Annotated in this window: 21 protein-coding genes and 1 tRNA gene; 1 reads left to right on the top strand and 21 read right to left on the bottom strand. The window is 58.0% G+C overall.

All coding sequences use genetic code 11. The features are described from left to right. Nucleotides 1-2: 2 nt before the first annotated feature. From ABRP88_RS01680 to ABRP88_RS01630, 11 genes are all read right to left on the bottom strand, one after another. Nucleotides 3-2,297, bottom strand: a complete 2,295-nt coding sequence (locus ABRP88_RS01680) for a RelA/SpoT family protein (RefSeq protein WP_284782045.1) — start codon at nt 2,295-2,297, stop codon at nt 3-5. 85 nt (nt 2,298-2,382) lie between these two features. Continuing rightward, entirely contained in the window at nt 2,383-2,928 is a 546-nt protein-coding gene (locus ABRP88_RS01675) for an adenine phosphoribosyltransferase (protein WP_349835893.1), read from the bottom strand. Between the two features lie 51 nt (nt 2,929-2,979). Then, nucleotides 2,980-4,731 (bottom strand): ABC transporter substrate-binding protein, encoded by a 1,752-nt coding sequence (locus ABRP88_RS01670; RefSeq protein WP_349835891.1) that lies wholly within the window; start codon nt 4,729-4,731, stop codon nt 2,980-2,982. 72 nt (nt 4,732-4,803) lie between these two features. Continuing rightward, complete coding sequence (gene secF / locus ABRP88_RS01665; protein ID WP_349835889.1) at nt 4,804-5,976, bottom strand: protein translocase subunit SecF; 1,173 nt, start codon at nt 5,974-5,976, stop codon at nt 4,804-4,806. 2 nt (nt 5,977-5,978) lie between these two features. After that, on the bottom strand, nt 5,979-7,862 hold the full coding sequence (gene secD / locus ABRP88_RS01660) for a protein translocase subunit SecD (RefSeq protein WP_349835887.1): 1,884 nt from the start codon (nt 7,860-7,862) through the stop codon (nt 5,979-5,981). A gap of 278 nt (nt 7,863-8,140) precedes the next feature. Next, a complete protein-coding gene (gene yajC / locus ABRP88_RS01655; protein WP_284769708.1) occupies nt 8,141-8,515 on the bottom strand; it encodes a preprotein translocase subunit YajC in 375 nt (124 codons plus the stop codon). 89 nt (nt 8,516-8,604) lie between these two features. Then, complete coding sequence (gene ruvB / locus ABRP88_RS01650; RefSeq protein ID WP_349835885.1) at nt 8,605-9,684, bottom strand: Holliday junction branch migration DNA helicase RuvB; 1,080 nt, start codon at nt 9,682-9,684, stop codon at nt 8,605-8,607. Nucleotides 9,685-9,720: 36 nt separating this feature from the next. Further along, nucleotides 9,721-10,329, bottom strand: coding sequence for a Holliday junction branch migration protein RuvA (gene ruvA, locus ABRP88_RS01645; RefSeq protein WP_349835884.1), 609 nt, complete (start codon nt 10,327-10,329; stop codon nt 9,721-9,723). Nucleotides 10,330-10,407: 78 nt separating this feature from the next. Next, nucleotides 10,408-10,980: a crossover junction endodeoxyribonuclease RuvC gene (gene ruvC, locus ABRP88_RS01640; protein ID WP_284769705.1), complete on the bottom strand. Its 573-nt coding sequence runs from the start codon at nt 10,978-10,980 to the stop codon at nt 10,408-10,410. 193 nt (nt 10,981-11,173) lie between these two features. Continuing rightward, nucleotides 11,174-11,929 carry a YebC/PmpR family DNA-binding transcriptional regulator gene (locus ABRP88_RS01635; RefSeq protein WP_284769704.1) on the bottom strand — a complete coding sequence of 252 codons (756 nt, stop codon included), beginning with the start codon at nt 11,927-11,929 and terminating at the stop codon, nt 11,174-11,176. 92 nt (nt 11,930-12,021) lie between these two features. Then, nucleotides 12,022-12,900, bottom strand: coding sequence for an acyl-CoA thioesterase (locus ABRP88_RS01630; RefSeq protein ID WP_349835883.1), 879 nt, complete (start codon nt 12,898-12,900; stop codon nt 12,022-12,024). Nucleotides 12,901-13,044: 144 nt separating this feature from the next. Between ABRP88_RS01630 and ABRP88_RS01625 the strand changes: the two genes are divergently transcribed. Then, nucleotides 13,045-14,427 (top strand): DUF2029 domain-containing protein, encoded by a 1,383-nt coding sequence (locus ABRP88_RS01625; protein WP_349835882.1) that lies wholly within the window; start codon nt 13,045-13,047, stop codon nt 14,425-14,427. A 4-nt stretch (nt 14,428-14,431) separates the two neighbouring features. Here the strand turns inward: ABRP88_RS01625 and ABRP88_RS01620 are convergent, their stop codons facing one another. From ABRP88_RS01620 to ABRP88_RS01575, 10 genes are all read right to left on the bottom strand, one after another. Next, complete coding sequence (locus ABRP88_RS01620; RefSeq protein WP_284782247.1) at nt 14,432-14,893, bottom strand: hypothetical protein; 462 nt, start codon at nt 14,891-14,893, stop codon at nt 14,432-14,434. Continuing rightward, complete coding sequence (locus tag ABRP88_RS01615) at nt 14,893-15,996, bottom strand: glycosyltransferase family 4 protein (protein ID WP_284796070.1); 1,104 nt, start codon at nt 15,994-15,996, stop codon at nt 14,893-14,895. The genes ABRP88_RS01620 and ABRP88_RS01615 overlap by 1 nt, the downstream gene beginning before the upstream one ends. Beyond that, nucleotides 15,996-16,898: a phosphatidylinositol mannoside acyltransferase gene (locus ABRP88_RS01610; RefSeq protein WP_349835880.1), complete on the bottom strand. Its 903-nt coding sequence runs from the start codon at nt 16,896-16,898 to the stop codon at nt 15,996-15,998. Before ABRP88_RS01610 ends, ABRP88_RS01615 begins: the two co-directional genes overlap by 1 nt. 85 nt (nt 16,899-16,983) lie before the next feature. Continuing rightward, the gene (gene pgsA, locus ABRP88_RS01605) at nt 16,984-17,592 is read right to left on the bottom strand and encodes a phosphatidylinositol phosphate synthase (RefSeq protein WP_284769698.1); all 609 of its coding nucleotides are present in this window, start codon (nt 17,590-17,592) and stop codon (nt 16,984-16,986) included. Next, complete coding sequence (locus tag ABRP88_RS01600; RefSeq protein ID WP_284784242.1) at nt 17,585-18,154, bottom strand: HIT family protein; 570 nt, start codon at nt 18,152-18,154, stop codon at nt 17,585-17,587. The genes pgsA and ABRP88_RS01600 overlap by 8 nt, the downstream gene beginning before the upstream one ends. Then, entirely contained in the window at nt 18,141-20,204 is a 2,064-nt protein-coding gene (thrS, locus tag ABRP88_RS01595) for a threonine--tRNA ligase (RefSeq protein WP_349835877.1), read from the bottom strand. The genes ABRP88_RS01600 and thrS overlap by 14 nt, the downstream gene beginning before the upstream one ends. Nucleotides 20,205-20,281: 77 nt before the next feature. Then, on the bottom strand, nt 20,282-21,508 hold the full coding sequence (locus ABRP88_RS01590; RefSeq protein WP_284784244.1) for a Dyp-type peroxidase: 1,227 nt from the start codon (nt 21,506-21,508) through the stop codon (nt 20,282-20,284). Nucleotides 21,509-21,510: 2 nt separating this feature from the next. Further along, entirely contained in the window at nt 21,511-22,152 is a 642-nt protein-coding gene (locus ABRP88_RS01585) for a copper chaperone PCu(A)C (protein WP_349835875.1), read from the bottom strand. Then, nucleotides 22,152-22,760, bottom strand: a complete 609-nt coding sequence (locus ABRP88_RS01580) for a copper resistance CopC family protein (RefSeq protein ID WP_410757085.1) — start codon at nt 22,758-22,760, stop codon at nt 22,152-22,154. The genes ABRP88_RS01585 and ABRP88_RS01580 overlap by 1 nt, the downstream gene beginning before the upstream one ends. A 188-nt stretch (nt 22,761-22,948) precedes the next feature. Then, nucleotides 22,949-23,024 (bottom strand) — tRNA-Gly (locus ABRP88_RS01575).

Raw genomic sequence — 23,024 nt, 5'->3', positions numbered from 1 at the left:
GGTTACGCGGTCACGCGGTAGACGTCAAAGACGCCCTCGGTATTGCGCAGCGTCGTCATCAACGAACCCAGCTGTTTGGTATCCGAGACTGAAAAGGTGAATCGCATCGTGGCAATTTGGTCCTCGCCGCGGTTCGAATTCATGGTCAACACATTAATGTTCTGGTCACTGAGTACCCGCGTTAGCTCAGACAGCAAGCCCTGACGGTCCAATGCCTCAAGCTGCAGCGTGGCAGAAAAGGCGCCGGTAGAAGAGGTACCAGAGGACCATTCGACCTTCAACATGCGTTCCGGTTCGGATTTGAGCTTTTCCGCGTTGGCGCAGTCCGCACGGTGCACGGATACTCCCCCACCGCGGGTGACGAAACCGAAAATAGCGTCCCCGGGCACCGGCTGGCAGCACTTCGCAAGCTTGGCCATGACATCGGGGCTTCCCTCCACCAAGATGCCCGTGCCGGAGGCGGAGTCCTTAGTATGCTGCGCGCGAGAATGCTCGAGCTCCGACAGCGGGGTTCGAGAAGCCAGCGCATCCACGGCATCATCGCGATCGCCGAACATGGCGACCAATTGGTTGGCCACGTGTTGTGCGGAAACGTGTCCTGCGCCGATGGCAGTATATAGGGCATCGACATCAGAATAGTGCAGCTGTTCTGCCACCTGCTTCATGGAGCTGGCGGTAAACAGGCGGTGCATCGGCAAGCCGCCGCGCTGCACCTCAGTGGCCAAGGCATCGCGCCCGGCTTCAAGGTGCTCCTCACGCCTTTCCTTGGCAAACCACTGGCGGACCTTTGCCTTGGCACGCGGGGAGACCAAGAATTCCTGCCAATCGCGCGACGGGCCGGCGTTAGGATCCTTGGAGGTAAAGATTTCTACCTTGTCGCCAGATTTCAGCGGCGATTCTAGCGCCACCAATTTGCCGTTGACCTTGGCACCAATGCAGCGGTGCCCGACCTCCGTATGCACGGCATAGGCAAAATCCACCGGAGTGGAACCCGCCGGCAGATCCACCACATCACCCTTCGGGGTAAAGGCGAAGATCTGGCGCGCCGTCAGGTCATAGCGCAGGGAATCGAGAAACTCATTGGGGTCAGCCGCTTCTTTCTGCCAGTCCAGCAGCTGGCGCATCCAGGCCATCTGGTCCACCTCTTCCTGGTGCCCAGAATTCTTTCCCTTCGTTTCCTTATAGCGCCAGTGCGCGGCGACGCCGAATTCGGCATTGTAGTGCATCTCGTGCGTGCGGACCTGTACCTCAAGGGTCGCTCCGCCGTCCGCGAGCACCGTCGTATGCAAAGACTGGTAGACGCCGAAGCGCGGGGAGGAAATATAATCCTTAAAACGCCCCGGCAGAGCCTGGTAGATGGAGTGCACGACGCCAATGGCGGCGTAACAGCTATTGCTGTCATCCACCAGCACGCGAATGCCCACCAAGTCGAAGATCTCCGCGAACTCGCGGCCGCGGACGACCATCTTTTGATAGATAGACCAGTAATGCTTCGGCCGGCCCATTACTTCGGCCTCGATGCCATTTTCCTTTAAGGCGGCACCCACTTGGTTGATGATTTCCTTCAGGGCACGATCGCGTGAGGGCGCGCGCTCTGCCACCATGCGCACGATTTCGTCGTACTTTTTGGGATAGAGGATGGCAAAAGACAGGTCCTCTAGTTCCCATTTCACGCTCGCCATGCCCAACCGGTGGGCCAAGGGGGCAATGACTTCTAGCGTTTGGCGCGCCTTTTTGGCCTGCTTTTCTGGAGGCAAAAAGCGCATGGTGCGCATATTGTGCAGCCGGTCGCTGACCTTGATGACAAGGACGCGCGGATCGTTGGCCATGGCGACGATCATCTTGCGGATCGTCTCAGCCTCGGCCGCAGCACCCAAGGCCACCTTGTCCAGCTTGGTCACGCCATCAACGAGCCGGGCAACTTCGGGCCCGAAGTCTCGGGTCAGATCCTCCAGCGTGTAATCGGTATCCTCCACCGTATCGTGCAGGAGCGCTGCAACAATGGTGGTGGTATCCATACCGATTTCCGCGGCAATCGTAGCTACGGCCAGAGGGTGGGTAATATACGGCTCACCCGACTTGCGGAATACTCCCTCATGCAACCTTTCCGCGGTGTTATAGGCAGCGTTGAGTAGTTCCGCATCCGCCTTGGGATGGAATTTCCGGTGGATAGACATGAGGGGATCGAGCACGGGGTTAATCTTGACCCGCCCGCCGGTCAGTGACCGGGCAAGCCGAGCAGACATGCTCCGCATCCCGTTATTAGCCTGGCGTTTTGCTGACTTATCCGTGGCCATCTCTACCGCCCTTCACAATGCCGCAGCCTTTATTGCTGGCTGCAGCGCCTTTCCAGATCGTGTGATCTAGCTTAGACACACCATCTTAGTCAGCGTCATCCAGCACAATGAGCGGCGGGCCCGATAAGCGTTCACGACCATTAAGACCCTTAACTTCTAGCACCACGACGTTGCCCGCGACCTCGGCACCTGCAGACTCCAGCAACAGTTTGGCGCCGTGGAGGGTGCCACCGGTGGCCAGGACGTCATCGACAAGCACCACGCGCTTGCCCTTCACATCAACGCCGCTGGCGGGGATCTCCAACGCGGCCGAACCATATTCCAGTTCGTATTCCTCGGTATATACCGGCGGCGGAAGCTTGCCCTTCTTACGAATGGCCAAAATGCCCAAACCCAGTTTGTACGCCACGGCAGAGCCAAGCAGGAACCCGCGGGCATCCAAGCCGCCAATGAGATCCGCACCCAGCTCCTCGCACGCGGCCGCGAGTCCATCAACAACGGCCTGAAATGCTTCAGGATCGGCTAATACCGGTGTGAGGTCTTCAAAAAGAATTCCTTCTTCTGGAAAGTCCTGCACAAGGCGCACGTTATCGCGCAATGCTTGTGCTGCTGATTTGTAGTGAGAGGTCATCATCTTCCTTGAGAACTAAATAGCGAGAAATAATTTAGGAGCGGAAAAGGCCTAGGCCTTTTCCACAGGTTCTTGTGCCGACACGTGCCAACGATCCATATTCCAGCCGATGCCCGAGATGCCAGTGTACGGCAGGACACCCTCCACGTCGCGGTGAACAATAAACACGCGCGGCTGTGCAGCGACCGGAATGGAGGGAACACTCTCCCACAGCTGCTCTTCCTGCTCCTTGAGCTGAACGGAGTTTTTGATGCTGGAATCAGCGGCGGAGTACTCGGTCAGCGGATCGACTGGGCCCAAGAAGGCATCGATGGTTGGCTGCCCCGTTTCCGGATCAGGGTTGAGATAAAACTGCGATAGGTTCTCCTCCGCAGCATCCTCGATGGTAATCCCCGCCGGTTCGCAGGAGGCGCGCAGCGCATCGACCATCGCCTGATAGCGCTTATCCGGGCCAACGTAGCCCACCTTGATGGTGGACCCATTCAACTGGCCGGCCGCAGCCATGTCCGTTCCCTCGTGGTCCTTCGCCACCGAGCCTAGCGTTTGGGCTACCGGATCTTGGACAGAGACGGTGCGCACATAAGCCGGTGGAACATCGACACCAGATATTTCGGAGCTCTTGTGCGCCATCGCCGCTTGGTCCACGCAGGCAGCAAATGCTTTCCTAGCAGAAGGCTCTGCGAAAATCCCGGCCTGCGACAGGGTCAGCGTATCGGTTTGCAGGCCCACCTTGGTGGTCGTCTCAAACGCGTCAGCGCCTGCGCCCGCGGAGTCCTTGTCTGAGGAATCGTTATCGGATTCTGGGGCGTCGTTACCTTCCTCGGATTCTGCGTCCTTGCCCGCGTTCCCTGAGAGCCAGTCCGGCGCCGCGACGGCGGAATCCGCCACCTTGAGAACGCCCTTATCCGCAAGTTCCTGCGCGTTGGCAGTACTCGGCCAAATGACCAGGCGATCCAAGGCAGGCTCATCACCGCGGTACTGCTCATTGGCTTTTAGGAAAACCTCGCCGGAATCGCCCACCTTATCCGCAGTGAATGGTCCGTAGGAGACCTGCAGCTCGGGGTCAAAATCATCCTTGGCGGTGGAAAAGCCATAGCGCCATAATTCCGCTACTGGCTGCAACGTCGCCATGTCTTCTGCGTGCAAGGCCGCGTTGAGTTCCTCTACGGTCAAATCCGTCTTCTGCGCAAGCGCGTGCGCAGGCATGACGGTGCCAGGGCCAAACATTTGGCGCCACCGATGTCCCTGGTCTTTCTGAAAAGTCAGTGTAAAGGCCTTGCTCTGCGGTGCGCACTCGATATCCGCGATGTCATTCATCAGCGGCATATGCGAGGCAAATTCAACCGGGTGCGTGCCAGCCGTATAGGCAAGCAGGTAATCATCGCAGGTGACGGGGGCACCATCGGAGAATGTGGCATCATCGGCAAGCGTCACACGCACGCTTTCCTGATCACTATCAGCTGCCGGCGGAAGCTCTTCGGTCTCTACCAAATCCGCATTGGGAATAAGCTGCCCGGAGGGCCCCGGGACAAAAAGACCGGGATAAAGCCGCGTCGAAAGTTGGGCCGCTGAGGTAGTGCTGCCGAAGGCGGTGCCGGCATTCGTCGTGGTCAGCTGAGAGTTAACCATATATCCGGCGTAGTTGTAGGACTCCGGATCGCTGGGCGTAGCCTGGTCACCGCTCTCGGATTCCTCACTGCTGCACGAGGCCGCTACCAGCGCAAGGGCGGAAAGCCCCGCTGCAATCGCCGTGATTTTGGGACGGCGCCCCCACCACCGTGTGGTGCCTAATCTGCGTTCCACGGTACGCACAACCCCTTTTCTCCTAAAAAGACCAAGCCTTAGTCTGCCTGATTATGCCGTGTTCAAGGGCACTTAGCGGCCCGGGCGCCACGTAGCACCGGTATGGCCGGAGGCACTGCTGCCGTGATCAGTTTGTTCTTCTGCCACTTCCTTGTGCGTCTTGGCCCCGACATCGGAAGGCGTAACCACCTTGCGCTTTGCAGAACCCGCATCCGCTGGTTCACCGTGCTCAGACTTACCCGCGCGGTAATCCAGCACACGCTGCGTGTGCTGCTTGACGCGCTTAGTCCAATTAGCAAACGTCACCACCAACGGAGTGGCCAAGAAAATCGAGGAGAAAATACCCTCGATAACGCCAATGAGCTGGATCAGCGCCAAATCGCGCAGCGTACCGATGCCCATAAGCCATACGGCAATGACGAACAGCGCGATGATAGGGAGCGCGGAAATGATAGAGGTGGAAATGGAACGCATGACCGTCTGGTTAATTGCCAAGTTGGCGAGTTCCCCATAGGTCTTAGATCGTTGGCCTTCTAGCCCCGCCGTATTCTCATTGACCTTGTCAAAGACGATGACGGAGTCATAGATGGAGAAGGTCAGGACGGTGAGCAAACCGATGATGACGGCGGGAGAAACTTCAAACCCGAAGAGGGCGTAGATACCGGCGATGACGATGCCATCAATAATTAGCGCCAAAATGGCGGCAAAAGCCATAATCTTTTGCAGGCGCACCGCCACATAGATTGTCGCTGCAACGAGGAATACGACCATAGCGAGGATCATGCGCTGCGTAATCGAGGAGCCCCACGATTCGGACACGGTGGAAGAACCGATGGCGTCCGGGGTGGCCTCCCCGTTTTCATCCTTGGGTTGGAATTCCTCGTAGATGGCAGACCGAGCGCTGTCTACCTCTTCTTGGCTCAAGCGCTCAGAGGTGATTTCGAGCGTCTCAGAATCACCGGCACCAACGATGCGCACTTGCTCCGGTTCAACGCCAGTGGAGTCCTCGAAGACGGTAGCTACCTCGTCTTCTTTCAAGTCCCCAGCAGGCATGGACAAGGTGGTGCCACCCTCAAAGTCGAGGGAAAGCGTAAATCCACGAATCAAGATAGCGACGATGGCACCGACGAGGAGCGCGGCGGTAATCCCGTACCACCGTTTGGTATGGCCAATGAAGTCATAGCCACGCTCGTCTTCATAGAGGCGATCTAAACGCGAAATCTTATTTTTAGTCGATACGGCCATGATTATTTCTCCTCATCTTCCGCAGCTGCTGAGGGCGAAGAACTCTCAGACGAATCGGCGCCAACGGATGCCGAATTTTCAGTGGAGCGCTCCTGCGGCGTAGTAGCGGCAGAACGGGAATCTCCGTAGTAGCCGCGCTCGCGCCGCTCTTCAATTAGCGCATAAATTCCACCCAAACCATTCATCGATGGCTTGGCTGCCGCAGGGCGGCGGCCAATAATCTGCATCAACGGTGCCATGACCAAGAAGGACACGACGAGGTCGAAGACCGTGGTCAGGCCCAAAGTAAACGCGAAGCCCTTCACTTCACCGATGGCGAGGAAGTAGACAATGACAGAACCGATGAGTGTCACCGCATTACCGGTCACGATGGTGCTGCGCGAGCGCTCCCAGGCCTTCTGCGTTGCTGACCTAAAGGTTCTACCTTCTAAGAGTTCATCCTTGATGCGCTCGTAGTAGACCACGAACGAGTCCGCTGTCGCACCGACACCGATGACCAAACCGGCGATACCGGAAAGGTCGAGCGAGTAACCAATCCAGCGACCCAGCAGCACAATAGCGCCGTAGGTTAGCAGGGCAGAGCCGAGCAAGAAGATAACGGACACACCACTGAGCGCGCGGAAGTAGTACAGCGAGTAAAGGATGACCAAAATCAAGCCTGCCAAGCCAGCCCAAAGACCAGCTTCTAGCGCTGCCTTACCCAGTGTCGGAGGAATGGACTCCACCGTGCCACCGGGCTCGCCATTTTCGCCGGCAAAGGACAGCGGCAATGCGCCGTAGCGCAGGTTATTGGCTAGGTTATTGGCCTCTTCTTGACTAAATTCACCATTAATGGAGGTAGCGGAACCATACGGGGTAGCACCCTGGATAACCGGCGCAGAAATGACAGCCGAGTCAAGGGTGATAGCAATCTGGTCGTTCAGGTGCTCCCGCGTGAGGTCCGCCCAGGTCTGGGAACCGTTCGGGCCGTTGCCAGTCTTGAAGGAGAAGCTGATCTCCATCTGGCCGGACTGCGGGTTGAGGCCACCGTTGATCGGGGAATTGGTATCAATCTCATTACCCGTCAAACGGGTACCGTCTTCATCCTCAATGCCACTGAGCAACGGGGCTGGCTCCAAGACATAAGGAGTGCCGCTGTCGTAATCACAGGTAACAAAAGGCTTGGACGGATCGTCTGCGCCAGCCAGCGGGTCAGCGGCTCCCTGGCACGTCAAAAGTGAAGAGGCCGCTGCCTGCGTAGTCGGATCCTCCGATTGGCGGTCCTTCAACAACATCTCGGTGATTTCATCGCGACGCTCGGTCTGCTCAATTGAGTTGGACGGCTCATCCAAAGGCTTAGCGGAAACCTTCGGGGCCTTGACGTCCTTCGCTTCCTTGCCCTCAGCCTGCGCTTCTTGCTGGGCCACGGCGTTGGTGACGTCTTCCAACTTCTTGTTAGCTTCGTCCTTATCTAGGACGCCGTATTTGACCCAGCGGTTGGCCATATCCTCCAGCTCTTTGTCGAGCTTGTCCAAATCCGGCGCCGAGGGTTGCGCCACCGGGCGGAAGTACAACTGAGAGGTCTGCCCCACTGCTTGGGCCTGCGAGGCGTCCTCGCCCGGTACTGTGATGACGAGGGTATTGCCGTTGATGACGACCTCGGAACCAGAAACGCCCATACCGTTCACGCGCTGTTCCAAAATATTGCGCGCCTGCCGTAGCTGGTCCTGGGTGGGGTCTTCACCTTGTGGTGCCAAGGTAACGCGCGTGCCGCCCTGCAGGTCAATGCCTAGCTTTGGGGTGGCTTGGCGGTTTCCGGTGAAAAAGACCAGCGCATAGATAACGACCACGATAAGCCCAAAAAGCGCGAGGGCGCGCTTGGGCCATTGGCGGTTGCTATTTTTCATAGCGCCTCGAGATGATGCGGACAACGATATTCTCCTGTGCACTGCAAACCAGGGTGATTAAACATTAAATACGGCCCGCCCAATTCGGCACGGGCACGTTAACAACGCACAATCGTACGTCATGGAACAACATTTTCCTTAACGGGGTCCGCGATTCAGCGAAAATGTGTCAGGTTCTACGTTTCTCTTAAGCCAATTGCAGGTTCAGAGAACACTAGCCGTGTGCACAGGGTGCGCCCGCGTTTGCCTTCGTTGAGAGCACGGGCGATAACGAGGAATTAGCGGTTAGAGGGCTGCTCGCCTTCCCCACCATTGAATCCGTCATCATTATTGTTCTCACCGTTGTCGCGCTGCGGCTCTCCAGCATTGTCTGCACCACCGCGGGCGAGGTTCTGAGCTTCGCTTTCGGTGCGAACCACCGCCATCTTGTCAAAGGTAAGGGTAACCCCCGGGGAAACCTCGAGGTCCACACTGGTATCGGTGGTTCCGCGCACCACGCCGTGGACACCGCCAGCGGTCACGATGCGATCTCCATTCTGCAGGGAGTTTTGCAGCGATTGCATGTCGTTTTGGCGCTGGCGTTGCTTACGCATCGCCATAAAGGAAGGAATGATGAACAAAATGACAATGATTATGAGAAAGATGATTTCCATAACTTTCCAGTATGCCAGACTGTTTGGTTCACAAAAACCATGGGCTAGTTCCACCTCACTGACACCATCAGCGAGGTGTTCATGCTCCCTTAAAACAGCCCAATTGCCCCATCCGGAGGCGTCAGGCCCAGGTGCTGCCAGGCGGCTGCGGTGGCTACTCTGCCCCGCCCGGTGCGCGAAATCATGCCCGCGCGAACCAAGTACGGCTCGCACACCTCCTCCACAGTGGAGGGTTCCTCACCAACGGCGATGGCCAAGGTATTAACACCCACCGGCCCGCCACCATGACCATTGATCAGGGCATTAAGAACGGCACGGTCTAGCCGGTCCAACCCCATTTCATCAACATCGAATACCTCCAACGCCCCCTGCGCGGCGGAAAGATCGATGCGCCCGGTGCCATTGACCTCCGCATAGTCGCGCACGCGGCGCAGTAGGCGGTTGGCGATGCGCGGAGTGCCGCGCGAACGTGAGCCGATTTCAACGGCGGCATCATCGTCGATGACGACGTCCAAGATATGTGCCGCACGCTTGATCACATGGGTGAGATCCTCGGTGCTGTAGTACTCCATTTGGGCGGTAAAGCCGAAGCGATCCCGCAGCGGACCAGTGAGCATTCCCGCTCGCGTTGTGGCTCCGACCAACGTAAACGGCGGGATCTCCAAGGGGATCGAGGTAGCTCCCGGCCCCTTGCCCACAATCACATCGATGCGGAAATCCTCCATGGCCATATAGAGCATTTCTTCGGCGGGGCGGGCTATGCGGTGGATCTCATCGATGAAGAGCACGTCGCCTTCCATGAGGTTCGAAAGCATGGCCGCGAGATCTCCCGCCCGCTCCAGCGCTGGACCCGAAGTCATGCGCAGCGACGTCCCAAGTTCCTGCGAGATGATCATGGCCATCGTGGTCTTACCCAGGCCGGGCGGACCCGATAGCAGGACGTGGTCCGGGGTGACCCCGCGGTTTTTCGCGCCGGTCAGCACGAGGGACAGCTGTTCCCTCACCTTTGGCTGCCCAATAAATTCCGTCAGGGATTTCGGGCGCAGGGAGCGCTCGATATCGTGTTCTTCGGCGTGAGCGGTGGCTTCCACATCACTATTGTGCTGTGAATCGTGCGCCTCATTCATTCCCTCCGGGAGGTTGAACTCGGTACGCTCAATATCGGACATGCTGTAGCCTTCGTGTCTTCTTGACGTCGTGTTCTTTTAACCCTGCTTACCCAACTGGGCTAGGGCCGCGCGCAGCAAGGTCGACGTATCCGCCGCGGGGGCTTCGGCATATGCCGCCTCCACCACGGGACGAGCCGCCTTCTCAGTAAATCCTAGGCCCAAGAGGGCTTCAGTAACGCTATCGACAACTGGGCCACCGCCGCTTGTTGCCGCCGGCGCCGCATCAGCCGTTGGAGTTCCAGCAAAGCGCTTTACCTTATCTTTAAGCTCCAAGGTAAGGCGTTGGGCCATCCGCTTGCCGACGCCCGGAATAGACTGCAGCGCCTTAACATCCTCCCCGCCAATGGCTGCAGCCAGCTCTTCTGCTCCCATGACGGATAATGCAGCCAAGGCGAGTTTAGGGCCCAAGCCGGACACGGATTGCAGCACCTGGAACATTTCGCGATCGTCATCGCTGGTAAAACCGTACAGGGTCAACGCATCTTCCTTGACCACCAAGGTAGTGAGTACAAAGGCGGTTTCTCCGCGGCGCAGGGTTCCCAACGTCTTTGCGGTGGCCAAGAACTTATAGCCCACCCCTCCGCAATCAATAACGCCGTGATCTAAACTAATGTGGAGGACTTCTCCCCGCAATGCCGCAATCATTTTCTACCGTGCCTTCCTACCTGTGTACGCGTTCGCCATGACCTTGTATTTAATAAAACTTAGTGGTTGAGCAGTGTACTAGGGCTTGATGCTCTTCCCCCGCCCGCGGACACCACTGGTCTTTGCACCAAGCCCTAAACCGGTACTATCCATCCTGACAATCGCTGGCGCCCGCCAGCAATGGCAGACAGCCAGCGCCAATGCGTCCGCTGCATCCGCCGGCTTGGGCGGCTCCGTAAGCCCGAGGATACGAGTAATCATCGCCGTCATTTGTTTCTTATCGGCGCGCCCGTTGCCAGAAATAGCCTTTTTCACCTCGGACGGGGTGTACATATACACCGGAATATCCCGCTCGGCGGCCGCGAGCACGAGAACTCCTACGACGTGTGCAGTCTGCATGACGGTTGAGACCTGGCCGCGTTCGAAGACGCGCTCTATGGCAACCACATCCGGCGAATAATCGTCCATCCATTCCTTGGCCGCAACGGACAGCCGCAGGAGCCGCTCGGTTAAATCTTTATCGCTCGGGGTCCGCACCACGCCAACGGAGACAGGAAGAATTGCGCGCCCGCGGCCTGCTTGGACCACGGACAGGCCACAGCGAGTAAGCCCAGGGTCGATGCCCATCACGCGCATGCCTTCGATATTCACACCCGCCCACTCCCCGTTCCGCGGCCTCGTCGTTTCTAGTCTCAATTCCCCATTATGTCTTACACACACATGTTCTACAACACGGCGTGAATCTTAGACTGCCCCAATAAAAACACAACAAAAGCTCGGCGCCGGAATCTCCGCATGCGCGAAGACCCGCCACCGAGCTAGTGCCCCAATAAGTGCAGGAACCCTATTCTGCGTTGAGTTCCGCTAGGACCTCTTCCGATAGATCCATATTGGTATATACGTTCTGGACGTCGTCGGACTCTTCCAAAACATCGATGAGCCGGAAGATCTTCTTGGCGTCATTGGCTTCGAGGGGAACCTCAACTGAGGCACGGAAATCGTTATCGGAGTCATCGACTTCGATATCTGCTTCCTTAAGGGCTTCCCTGACAGCCTGCACATCCGTGGGAGCGCAGATGATCTCAAATTTCTCGCCCTGGTCTTTAACCTCTTCAGCGCCGGCATCGAGCACTGCCATCAAGACATCGTCCTCACTCAGCTCACCCTTTTCCACCAAGACATAACCAGTGCGGGAGAACATATAAGCAACCGAGCCGGATTCACCCAGGTTGCCACCATTTTTGCTCATCGCTGTGCGGACATCGGTAGCCGCGCGGTTGCGGTTATCGGTCAAGCATTCAATCAGCATTGCGACGCCATTGGGGCCATAGCCCTCATACATGATGGTCTCCCAGTCGGCACCACCAGCTTCTTCACCAGAGCCGCGCTTGCGGGCGCGCTCGATGTTGTCATTGGGGACAGAGGCCTTTTTAGCCTTCTTAATCATGTCATCGAGCGTTGGGTTGGCCGCAGGATCACCACCGCCGGTTCGCGCCGCCACTTCAATGTTCTTAATGAGCTTGGCAAATTCCTTGCCGCGCTTGGCGTCATTGGCAGCCTTCTTGTGCTTGGTAGTTGCCCATTTTGAGTGGCCTGACATTAAGTCCCTTTCTAATTGGGTTCTAAATCTGTTGACAATTATACGTGCCCTGCACGAACTGGGAAAAGCGCCCCCATGATACAGACGCTTTTCTAGCCGTTATGCCAATTGCCGTGCGCAGAACCGCTACCCAAGTTCTCATCAAGGAACCGAGTCAAGCCTTCCTGGTTGACCAATGCAACGAGTTCGCCCTGCTCATTGAATAACTTACCGCGCGCGATCGCCGTTCCTTGCGCTGCTGTGGGCGATACCTGCTCATAGAGCAACCACTCATCCACGCGAAAGGGGCGAAGAAACCATACCGCATGGTCAAGGCTTGCCAGTTGCACCTTCTCCCCCTGGTGCGGAATGAGCGCCGCCCGGATAAGGGTCATATCGGACATATACGTCAGGGCGGCGCGGTGGAAGGCGGGATCACTCCCAAGCTCACCGGTATTGCGAAACCAAATATGGCGATATCCGGCACCTGTCACCTCCGCGGCGGCATCATCGCGGCCCTCATCGGGCACCAAACGAATATCCCAATCGGCCCACTCCTTCAAGATAATCCGGGTGGAATAGGGCGCCCCGCCGCCACGACGAGCGGCTTCATCGGGGCTTAATACCTGCGGTGCCACATCCTGATGTTCGGGACCTGCATCACCATCGCGGTGGAAACTAGCCAGCATAATAAAGACGAGGCGGCCACCTTGGATGACCCGAACCTGCCGGCTGGCAAAGGAACGGCCATCACGCAGCCTTTCTACCTGCAACTCCAGCGGCTTTTTCGTATCACCTGGGCCAACGAAATAACCATGGAGGGAATGCACCTGCTTGCCCTCCACCGTCCTTTGCGCCGCGGCAAGGGCCTGCGCGGCAACTTGCCCGCCAAAGGTGCGTTCAATCTGCGAGGGGATCGCCGGGCCAGAAAAGACATCCGCATCTTGGGTGCCTTCTAAATCCAAAACCTCAGAAATGGTGCCCACAGTCATCCTTTCTTGCGCGCCTACTATGCGCTACATCACGTAAGTCTTCGTCTGCCTTGCCACCCTACTCCCCGAGGCAGTTCAACCCCCGGTGACGAGGAACCTGATTCGAACTACTCAACGACCAAATTATTCCCTAGAATCTTTTGGGTGAAAAGATTCGCGACAGTTCCTGCGGTATGGGTGGGCTGGGTGCTCGCCCGCTTGGTTTTGGTCTATTTTTTGAAGCTCGACCAAAGCGCACGCGGCGATGTTGCCTATTATTTCGCCGGCCTTTTTGGCACCGATCCTACGAAGATGACCGAATACCCCCACGCGGGCACGTGGCCCACCATCATCTTAAGCTGGTTCACCGGTGGAGACCGCGGCGTATTCTATATCGGCTTTACCATCATGACGCTGCTTGTCGATGCCATCTTCCTCGCCCTCCTGCTGCGCCACCACGAACGCAATAAGCGGGTTTTTCTCGCCGGCTGGTTTTGGGTATTTTTTGGCACGGCTGCAGGACACGTCTTTGTGTGGCGCCTCGATATTTTTCCTGCCGTCGCCGTCGCCGGTGCCGCAGCGCTTCTTATTTCTCATCCCAAGACAGGCGCCGTCCTATTGGGCTTCGCTACCACCATGAAGCTCTGGCCAGGCGTCCTCGCGGCTGGACTGGTAGGGCGTTTTAATAACTCTAATTCCTGGCTGCGATTGGCGTCCTATTTTGGCTCCGTTGCTGCTCTTTCTGCGTTCACAGTTTTTACCTCCGGTATGGACCGACTCCTTTCCCCACTGAATTATCAGGGGGTGCGCGGACTCCAACTCGAATCCGTTCCGGCGACATACTTGCTATTGCAGGCACATCTCAACCCGGGTAAATGGCGATTAGGTTATGCGCCCTCCAAGAGCTTTGAGATTTCTGGCCCGGGAGTCGATACCGCCATCATGTGGAGCACTATCGCGACGGCCGGGATGCTGGTATTTGCCCTGAGCTGGGCGCTATACCGTTTCTTCGCCGGAGGGTGGACCTCGCGAACGACCATCGCCTTCTTCACCCTCATGGTGCTACTACTCATAGCCACCAATAAGGTATTTTCGCCCCAGTACATCATTTGGCTAGGCCCCCTCTTCGCTGTGGTCATACGCCAACAGCTCCCCGCCGGGTTTGTACCCATCAAAATCTGTCAGGGCCTCCTCGCTGTATGCGCAGTTGCAGCCGCCGCGCTTGGCACCTACATCTACCCTTTCCACTATGACTACGTGTGGAAGTATGTGGGCGAAAATCTGACTCCGGTCTACGTGCTCGTCGCCCGCAACGTCCTCATCCTCGTAGCGGTGCTCTTTGCGCTTATATGGTTCATCCTTGAGGTGAGCTTGTCGCGACGCATAGAAAAAGCCATCGTGGCAGCAGGCGGCTTGGAAACAAGCCCGGAAGCCGGCGCAGAGAACGCCTCCTCGCCAAATACGGGGCGAATTAATGTGCCCGGTTCTGACACCCCTGCCGCGTCTGAAGCGAGCACCGATGCCGCTAAGGAGGTAACGCGCGGCTAAGTTTTTAATCCGCCAGCATGTAGTCGAAGTACTCAGGTAATTTAGCGGTTCCGCCGAGGCGGAAGAAACGCACTGCTGGGCGCAGGCGCAGTGCACGCGTATCGCTGACTGCCTCGTTATAAAAACGATGCGCTAACTGGATGCGGCCTTCTGCATCCGCCAAGGCGGCCGGGCGCTGGCCTACCGGAAAATCGCGCACAATGGCGGCCGAAAGCTCGCGTTCAACCATGGTGCGGGCTTGAAAATGCCCTTGCGAAAGCTCCGTGGATTCGGCCTTTTGTGCCAAGGCCGCAAGATCCGGGGCAACCGCCGCCGTTACCGCCGCTCGCCGGTCCAGCGCAGCTTGCAGCTGCGCCAGCGCAGCATCGGTGCGGATGTGCAGGAAATTTAGTCGCTGCGCTGTGAAAATGGCCCACGATCCCACAAGAATGAGCATAAGCAGCGCGATGGTTATTTCTATCGCCATCATCGCTTCACCCTCACCTTCGTGCCATCTTGCACCGTTTCATAAACTTGCATGACCGCCGCGGCAACATGGTCCCAGTCATACATCTGGGCGCGTTGCACGCCATTGCGCACCAATCGCCGCCGGTAGTCACCATCATCCAAGACCTGGTTGAGCACGCGTGCCAAATCGGTGGCATCGCCAGTGCGGAATAGTGCTCCCGCAGGCTCTTCCGATTCTGCGTTGCAGACCGCACGAAAGGCCTCTAAATCAGAAGCCACGACGGCCGCACCGGCGGCCATTGCTTCTACCAGCACGATGCCAAAGCTTTCCCCGCCCGTATTGGGCGCCACGTAAACATCGGCCCGGCCTAAGATCTGTGCCTTTTCTGCATCGCTAACGCGCCCGACAAAGTCCACGCCCTCGACCTCGCGGGCGCGGCCGCCGCCCATAATGGTGACGCGAATATTCTTATTGACCTGGCGCAAAGCGGCTAACAGGATGTCTAGGCCTTTGCGCGGCTCGTCGAGGCGGCCGAGGAAGACGACCTCGAGTGGGGCATCGGCAAGCGCGGGCTCGCTTTTCTTGCGCGCAAGCGCGTAAACGGAGGTATCGACGCCGTTGGGGATCAGGACGGGATCGCCGCCCAGTTGCTCCACCTGCCAGCGCCGCGCCATGTCCGATACCGCAATGCCGCCGCGAATCTTTTCCAAAAAGGGCACGAGCAGCGGCTTTGCCAAGGTGAGGATGAGTGAATTGGCCGCCGAGGCGTGGTACGTCGCCACCATGGGGCCGTGCGCCACGGCCAAGGCGGTCATGGAAAAACTCGGGGAATTGGGCTCGTGGATATGCAGGACATCAAAATCGCCGTCCTGGATGAAGCGCTTGACCTTGCGCGTTACCTTCGGCCCCACCGACAAGCGCGCGACCGAGCCGTTATACGCAATCGGGAAGGCAGGTCCACCCTTGACCACAAAATCCGGCAGTGGTGTGGTTTCCGCGGCGGGACCAAGGACCTGGACAAAGTGGCCTTGTTCTATAAAAACGGTGGCCAGATCAAGGATATGAGCCTGCACGCCACCAGGTTCGTCAAAAGAATACGGGCAAATAATACCGATGCGCATTAACTGGAACGTTCCTTTCGCGCTTGCCGGCGCCGCTCCACGTCCTCATTCCATTGCGGTTGCAGCATGTGCCAGTCCGCGGGGTGGCGTTGGATATTAGCCGCAAACCCATCCGCCATCCGCTGGGTGGTCTCTTGGACATCGGTAACCTCAACTTCTGGCGACACCGACAAGCCCCAGCCATCGCCTTCAAACCACGAGTGCACTACGTGGAGCGCCGCGCCGGTTTCAATGGCTAGCTGCGCGGGACCGGCCGCCATATTGGCTTCCTCATCCATGAAATCTACCGTGATACCGCGGCGGGTAATATCGCGTTCTGCCAATAGGCACACTACCCCGCCCTCCTGCAGGGCATCCTTCAGGCGTGCAAAGGGAGGGGCCGCGCCACCGGTAAGCGGCAGGACCTCAAAACCCAGTTCCTCGCGGTAATCCACGAAGGCATCAAATAACACCTCCGGCTTTAAACGCTCCGCCACGGTGGTAAATTGCCCGTAGTGGCCCACCAAGAAGACCCCAGCCATATCCCAATTGCCGGAGTGCGGCAGCGCCAAGATCACGCCGCGGCCAGACTGCGCGGAGGCATCAAAGTGCTCGAGGCCTTCCAAGCCGCTCATGAGGCGCTCATGGAGTTGGGGATCCGCGTGAATCGCGGGCAGGCGGAACGCCTCCATCCAATAGCGCATATATGAACGTATGGAATCACGCACCAGCTGGCGAGTGACGTTTTCTGCCCCCACTACGCGGGTGAGGTTACGTCGCAGGCCATCCATGCCGCGCCCGTGGTTACTCGCGAAATCCGCCACCCACCGGAAGATGGTGCGCGCTACCGGTTCGGGCAGCCGGCGAACTACCTTCCAGCCCGCCAAATACCCGGCCGCTGCTACATCTTCTTTATCCCACATGGTGCCGGATCCTCCAGAAAAGTTTGTGCGCAAACCACGAACTAGCCGGAACGATAGCCCCCGCTGCGCCCATGTTCGCTTGATTTTACATCTCGGCGTCTTGGCGCGCTGCAATGGCAATGCGCTGGTACACGGTAAATATTGAGCCTACTGCCAAGATCCACAGCGATACCGCCGCGGCGTACTCTACGCCCAAGCCCTCTAGGCCGATGCCGCCTAAAGCCAGGATGAGGCGCTCGGGGCGCTCAATCAGTCCGCCCACCATGGTGAAACCGGAGGCCTCTCCCCTAGCCTTGATATAGGAAATGACCTGGGAGCATACCAAGGTAATCAGGCAGGCCGCCACGGTCCATTTGGATGCGTCTGCGGTATACACCAGCCACCAAGCGATAGCGCAGAATAATGCGCCATCGGTAATGCGGTCACAGCTCGCATCCAGCGTGGCGCCGAAAGCGCTCGATTTACCGGTCAGGCGGGCCATGGTGCCGTCGAGCATGTCAAAGGCGGCAAAGAGGCCGGATAGTACGGCAGCGATAAAGAGGTGGCCGGTAGGAATGAGGATCACCGAAATAGCGATGGTCACAATAGTGCCTACAACCGTGACCACGTTGGGTGTCAATCCCAACTTTAAAAAGGTCTTGGCTATAGGTTCCACCACCACGGCGGCGGGCTTTCGCCCATGCACGCTAAGCACGCGAGTCCTCCTCTTCCATGTCACGCCAACCCTCTGCCAGGACACGACGGGTGTCTTGCAGTAGTTGCGGTAATACCTTAGTCCCATCGAGGACAGTCATAAAGTTACTATCCCCGGGCCACCTTGGCACCACATGCAAATGCAGGTGGTCTCCCACTGAGCCGCCGGACGCGCGCCCCAGGTTAAAGCCCACATTAATGGCCTCTGGCTGTGATACGCGCTTGAGCACCCGCACGGCCTTTTGGGCAAAGGCCATAAGCTCGTGGGATTCCTCCTCGGTGAGGTTTTCCAGCTCGGATTCCTTGCGGTACGGCACCACCATGAGGTGGCCGGCGTTATAGGGGAACAGATTGAGCAGCGCATATACCGACTCACCGCGCGCAATGATGAGTCCATCCTCATCACTGCCCTTGGGTGCTTCCACGAAGGGATCCCCGGACCGCTGCGCGATATAGGCCATCCGGTACGGCGCCCACAGTCGCTCCAACCGGTCCGGCTCACCGGCACCGGTATCGACGAACGTCTCCTCGCTATGTCCCTTCTGCGGGTTAGCGCCGGGCACGAATGAGCTCTTCTGTCGGCTGCTCGTTGGTGCGCTCTGCCACCCACGTGGAGATGAGCTCAACGGCTTCCTCGACGGGCACTCCATTGACCTGCGTGCCATCCAAGAAGCGGAAGGACACCGCACCGGCTTCCACATCGCGGGCACCGGCGACCAGCATGAAGGGCACCTTACCTGTCGTGTGGTTGCGGATCTTTTTCTGCATGCGGTCATCGGAGGTATCCACGTCCGCGCGAATGCCCTTGACGCGCAGCTTGGCGGCGACGTCTTCCAGATGCGGGACGAAGTCATCCGCAACGGGAATGCCCATGACCTGGTGCGGTGCCAACCACGCCGGGAAGGCGCCCGCGTAGTGCTCAAGGAGCACACCGAAGAAGCGCTCGATGGAGCCGAAGAGGGCCCGGTGAATCATGATCGGGCGCTTCTTCGTGCCATCGGAGGCAGTGTACTCCAGCTCAAAACGCTCGGGCAGGTTGAAGTCCAGCTGCACCGTGGACATCTGCCAGGTACGTCCAATGGCATCGCGAGCCTGGACGGAGATCTTCGGCCCGTAGAACGCGGCGCCCTCAGGGTCAGGAACGAGCTCGAGGCCGGATTTTTCCGCCACAGACTGCAAGATCGTGGTCGAGCGCTCCCAAATCTCATCGGAGCCGACAAACTTATTGGGGTCCTTGGTGGAAAGCTCCAAGTAGAAATCGGAAAGGCCGTAATCCTCAAGCAGCGAAATGATGAAGCCCAGAACCTGGGTAAGCTCTTCTTCCAGCTGCTCTTCGGTGCAGTAAATGTGGGCATCGTCCTGGGTAAAGCCGCGCGCACGGGTCAGGCCATGCACCACGCCGGACTTTTCGTAGCGGTAGACCGTACCGAATTCAAAAAGGCGCAGCGGCAACTCACGGTAGGAACGGCCGCGGGATGCAAAGATCAGGTTGTGCATCGGGCAGTTCATCGGCTTGGCGTAGTAGTCCTGCGGCTCCTTGACTGTATTTCCCTCGGCGTCATACTCGCCATCGAGCTGCATCGGCGGGAACATGCCATCGGAGTAGAAATCAAGGTGGCCGGATTTACGGAAGAGGTCGCCCTTGGTGATGTGCGGGGTATTGACAAAGGAGTACCCCGCCTGCACGTGGCGGTTGCGGGAGTGGTTTTCCATCTCCATGCGCACGGTCGCGCCATTGGGGTGGAATACCGGGAAACCGGAACCGATTTCATCCGGGAAGGAAAACAGGTCTAGTTCTTGGCCCAAGCGGCGGTGATCGCGCTTTTCTGCCTCTTCCACCATGGTCTGGTAGGCGGCCAATGCGTCCTTGGACTCAAAGGCGGTGCCGTAGATGCGCTGCAGGCCAGCGTTAGCCTGGTCGCCGCGCCAGTAGGCGGCGGACGAACGAGTCAGGGCAAAGGCTGGAATATATTTTGTGGTGGGAACGTGTGGGCCGCGACATAGGTCAAACCATTCCACCTCATTGGTGCGCGGGTTCACGTTGTCATAATGCGTCAAGTCACCGGCACCGACCTCGGCGGCCTCATCGGAGTCTGGGTCCACATTGCCCTTGTCCTGGATAAGTTCCAGCTTGAAGGGCTCATCCTGCAAGGCCTGCTCTGCCTCAGCCGTGGACACGTAGGTGTGGCGCTCGAAGCGCTGGCCACCCTTGATGATCTTCTTCATCCGCTTTTCCAGGGCCTTGAGATCCTCCGGGGTGAAGGGCTCAGCGGTCTGGAAATCGAAGTAGAAGCCGTTTTCAATGGATGGGCCAATGCCCAGCTTGGTGCCGGGGAACTCGGCTTGCACGGCCTGGGCCATGACGTGGGCGCAGGAGTGGCGAATGACGGCGCGGCCATCTTCCTCACAGGCGGCTACCGGAACAAACGTCGATTCCTCATCCGGGGTGTGCGAGAGGTCAAAAAGAGTACCGTCCACGCCGCGGACTACCACGACTGCCTCTGGGCCCTTATTGGGAAGATCCAGCTCGCGGAGGACCGCGCCAACCGCTTGTCCGGCCGGCACGGTGAAGGATTCGTAATTTACCGGTGCCGCGGGAATAAGTTCCGCCATATTCGCGCTCCTTTTTGCGCTCGCGCAGATACGGCATACCTGGCCGCATCCACTAGTTAAATTTACGGATAGTCATTCTACAGGCCTGCATGCGTGCAAAGCGATTCCGCCCACCACGTTTCTTTACCATCGCCGCCTTTGGTTCCCGGCGGGCAGAAATACATCGCCGAACCAATGTGGGTCAGCCACTCATTCAGCAGGTCCGCCTCATCAAGGCGCGCCTGGATGGGCTCGAATTGCTTGGTGGGATCCTGTTGGTAGCAAATAAAGATTTGACCAATATTGGATAGTTGGCCATCCTTGCCATCCGGCGGCAGCTCGTAGTTATAGGGGCGGCGCAAAATCTTTTGCTCTGGGTGGTCCTTCGGCGCGGTGGCGCGCGCCATGTGGGAATTCTTATCAATGACGGGCAAGCCATACTCATCCGTGGCCTTAAAGTCCGCCTCATCGAATTCCTTATCACCCGTAAGCGGTGCCCCATTTTCCAGTTTGCGGCCCACCGCATTTTCGCGGGAAGGCCGATCCAGCTTTTCCCAGGTGTCGAGGTTCATGCGGATGCGGCGCACCACCATGGCCGCGCCACCCTGCTGCCACTTTGGTCCGTCCTCGATCCAGACCTGGTCGGCGAATTCTTCATCGCCGTGCGGGTTAACGGTGCCATCTTTTTGGCCAAACATATTGCGCGCGGTTTCGCCCTTTTCGTGGCTGCCGTAGGCGTTGATAAAGCCCTGCTGCAGCCAGCTAACTTCGGCATAGTGCTCACCTGAGCGCACCATGTGCCGCAGGGCGTAGGTATTCATCAGGGGGTCATCGCTGCAGATTTGCAGGACGATGTCAGTCTGGCCCCACTTTTCTTCTAATTGGTCGCGGGAATAGGCGCGGACATCGCCAAGCCACTCCGGTTTATCCACGCCCAGCAGCGAGAAAATGCTCTCACCCAGCCCACACGTGATGGTGAGGTTCGCCGGCTGGCGCACCATTTCCGGCTCCAAAGTCCCCAACGGGGGCTGGCCCGTACACAGCGCCCGCGCATCCTCCGTCCACAACTTCATCAGGCGGGCAAAGCCCTGCTTGCCGATGTCCCCTTTGAGATCAAAGCCCACCAAGTTCAGGTGTGCTTGCTCCGGCGTGTCAATGCCGGCCTGGTGTGGGCCGTCGAAAGCTACGGTGGCATCGGCAAGCGGAGTGTTCTCCTCCGCTTCAGCGTTTGGTGTTGATCTATCCGAGTTGCACCCCACCAGCGCAAAGGCACTGGTAGACACTGCAGCGCCAGTGAGAAATCCCCTTCTGCTGAATCCCGTCATGACTAGTGCTTGTGATTTTCTTTCTCGTCGTCCTTGCCGGAGTGATCGTGGCCTGCATGGTCGGAGTGATCGTGGCCCGCGTGGTCGTGATCCATGCCTTCCATGTCGCCGTAGTCCTCGTCGCCAGCGCCCATTGTGCGGGCCTGGATGGTGCCCAGGTCAAGCTCATCGCCGCCAGACAAGGTCACCGTGAGCTCGAGGGAATCGCCAGGCATGATTCCTTCCTTCATGCCCATCAACATGAAGTGATCGCCACCTGGCGCAAGCTCGTGGCTCTCGCCAGCCTTGATGACCAAGGGACTGGACTTTTCGCGCATCTGGCCATCGACGGTCTCGTGAATCTGGTTCATCTCTGCGTCCAGGTTCGTGGAGAACCCAGTGATCTCGATGTCTTCATCCGAGTGGTTGACCAAGGTGCCGAAGATGGCGGTCATATCCTTGTCTTCGCTCGCGCGTACAACAGCATCCTCGAAGGTCAGGTCCTTATCCGCTGCCGCGGTGGATTCGCTGGTTTTTGCAGTGGAAGAAGCAGCCGAAGTCGACTCTGAGTTATTGGAATCGCTCTCATTATCCGGAGAGCAACCAGCAAGAACCAGGGCGCTGAGGGAAACGCTGGCAATCAGGCGGGAAATTTTCTTAGTCATTATTTGTGACCTTTCGAGTCGTTTCGACGAGTTTTAGCAATCAACAAAGCCAGCACGGCCGCTATGGCCAGCACACCGCCCACGCCCAGGATGATTTTCACCGAGGTGGGCATATCGCTCGAAGAATCTGCAGCTCCATCTGCATCTGCAGCGTCGGTGGAAGAAGCATCATCGCTATCCTCACCTTTCACCGTAAATGAGACCCCACCGCGCGTGGCGTGTCCATCCGAGGAGGTGATGTTGTAGCCCACCTGGTAGTTTCCTGGCCCGGGATCGACATCATCTGGAGTCGTGATCGTGAGATCGCGGTCATCTAGCTCCGGCTCCTGGCTAAAGATCTGTTCGCCAGTGTCCTTATTGGTCACCGCAAAGGTGTTGAACTGATCCTTTGGGATGCCGGAAAACTCCAGGGTGATTTCCTCAGGAAACTCCTCGAGCTGGTCGCCCTCCTTTACGGTTCCGCCTACGACGGAATCGTGCGCCAGTGCTACAGGTGCGGATCCGCCCGCGATAAGTGCGGTAGCTCCCACCGCCACTGCCGTGCGACGCAACCAAGGTACGCGATGGCTCATTTTCAGCTCCTTCAGTTCTGAATTTTGCGTGTGCATGCAAAGACATCCTAATCCCAACGAACGTCTTGGTGACATTCGTGGCCATCAGGGTATCTCTATCAATAGTCGGTAACCGTATCTTCATAGTTCCGCATCGAAGCGAAAAAGTCTGCGATCTCCATCACCTCAAAAGTGTGGGGTGTGGCGGATACAAAAAAGCCGCCTTGGTGACAAGGCGGCTTGAGTGGAGCGGATGACGAGACTCGAACTCGCGACCCTCACCTTGGCAAGGTGATGCGCTACCAACTGCGCTACATCCGC

The organism is Corynebacterium sp. KPL2734, from assembly GCF_040225595.1.
Classification (GTDB): domain Bacteria; phylum Actinomycetota; class Actinomycetes; order Mycobacteriales; family Mycobacteriaceae; genus Corynebacterium; species Corynebacterium rhinophilum.
This window is presented reverse-complemented; position numbering and strand designations above follow the sequence as displayed.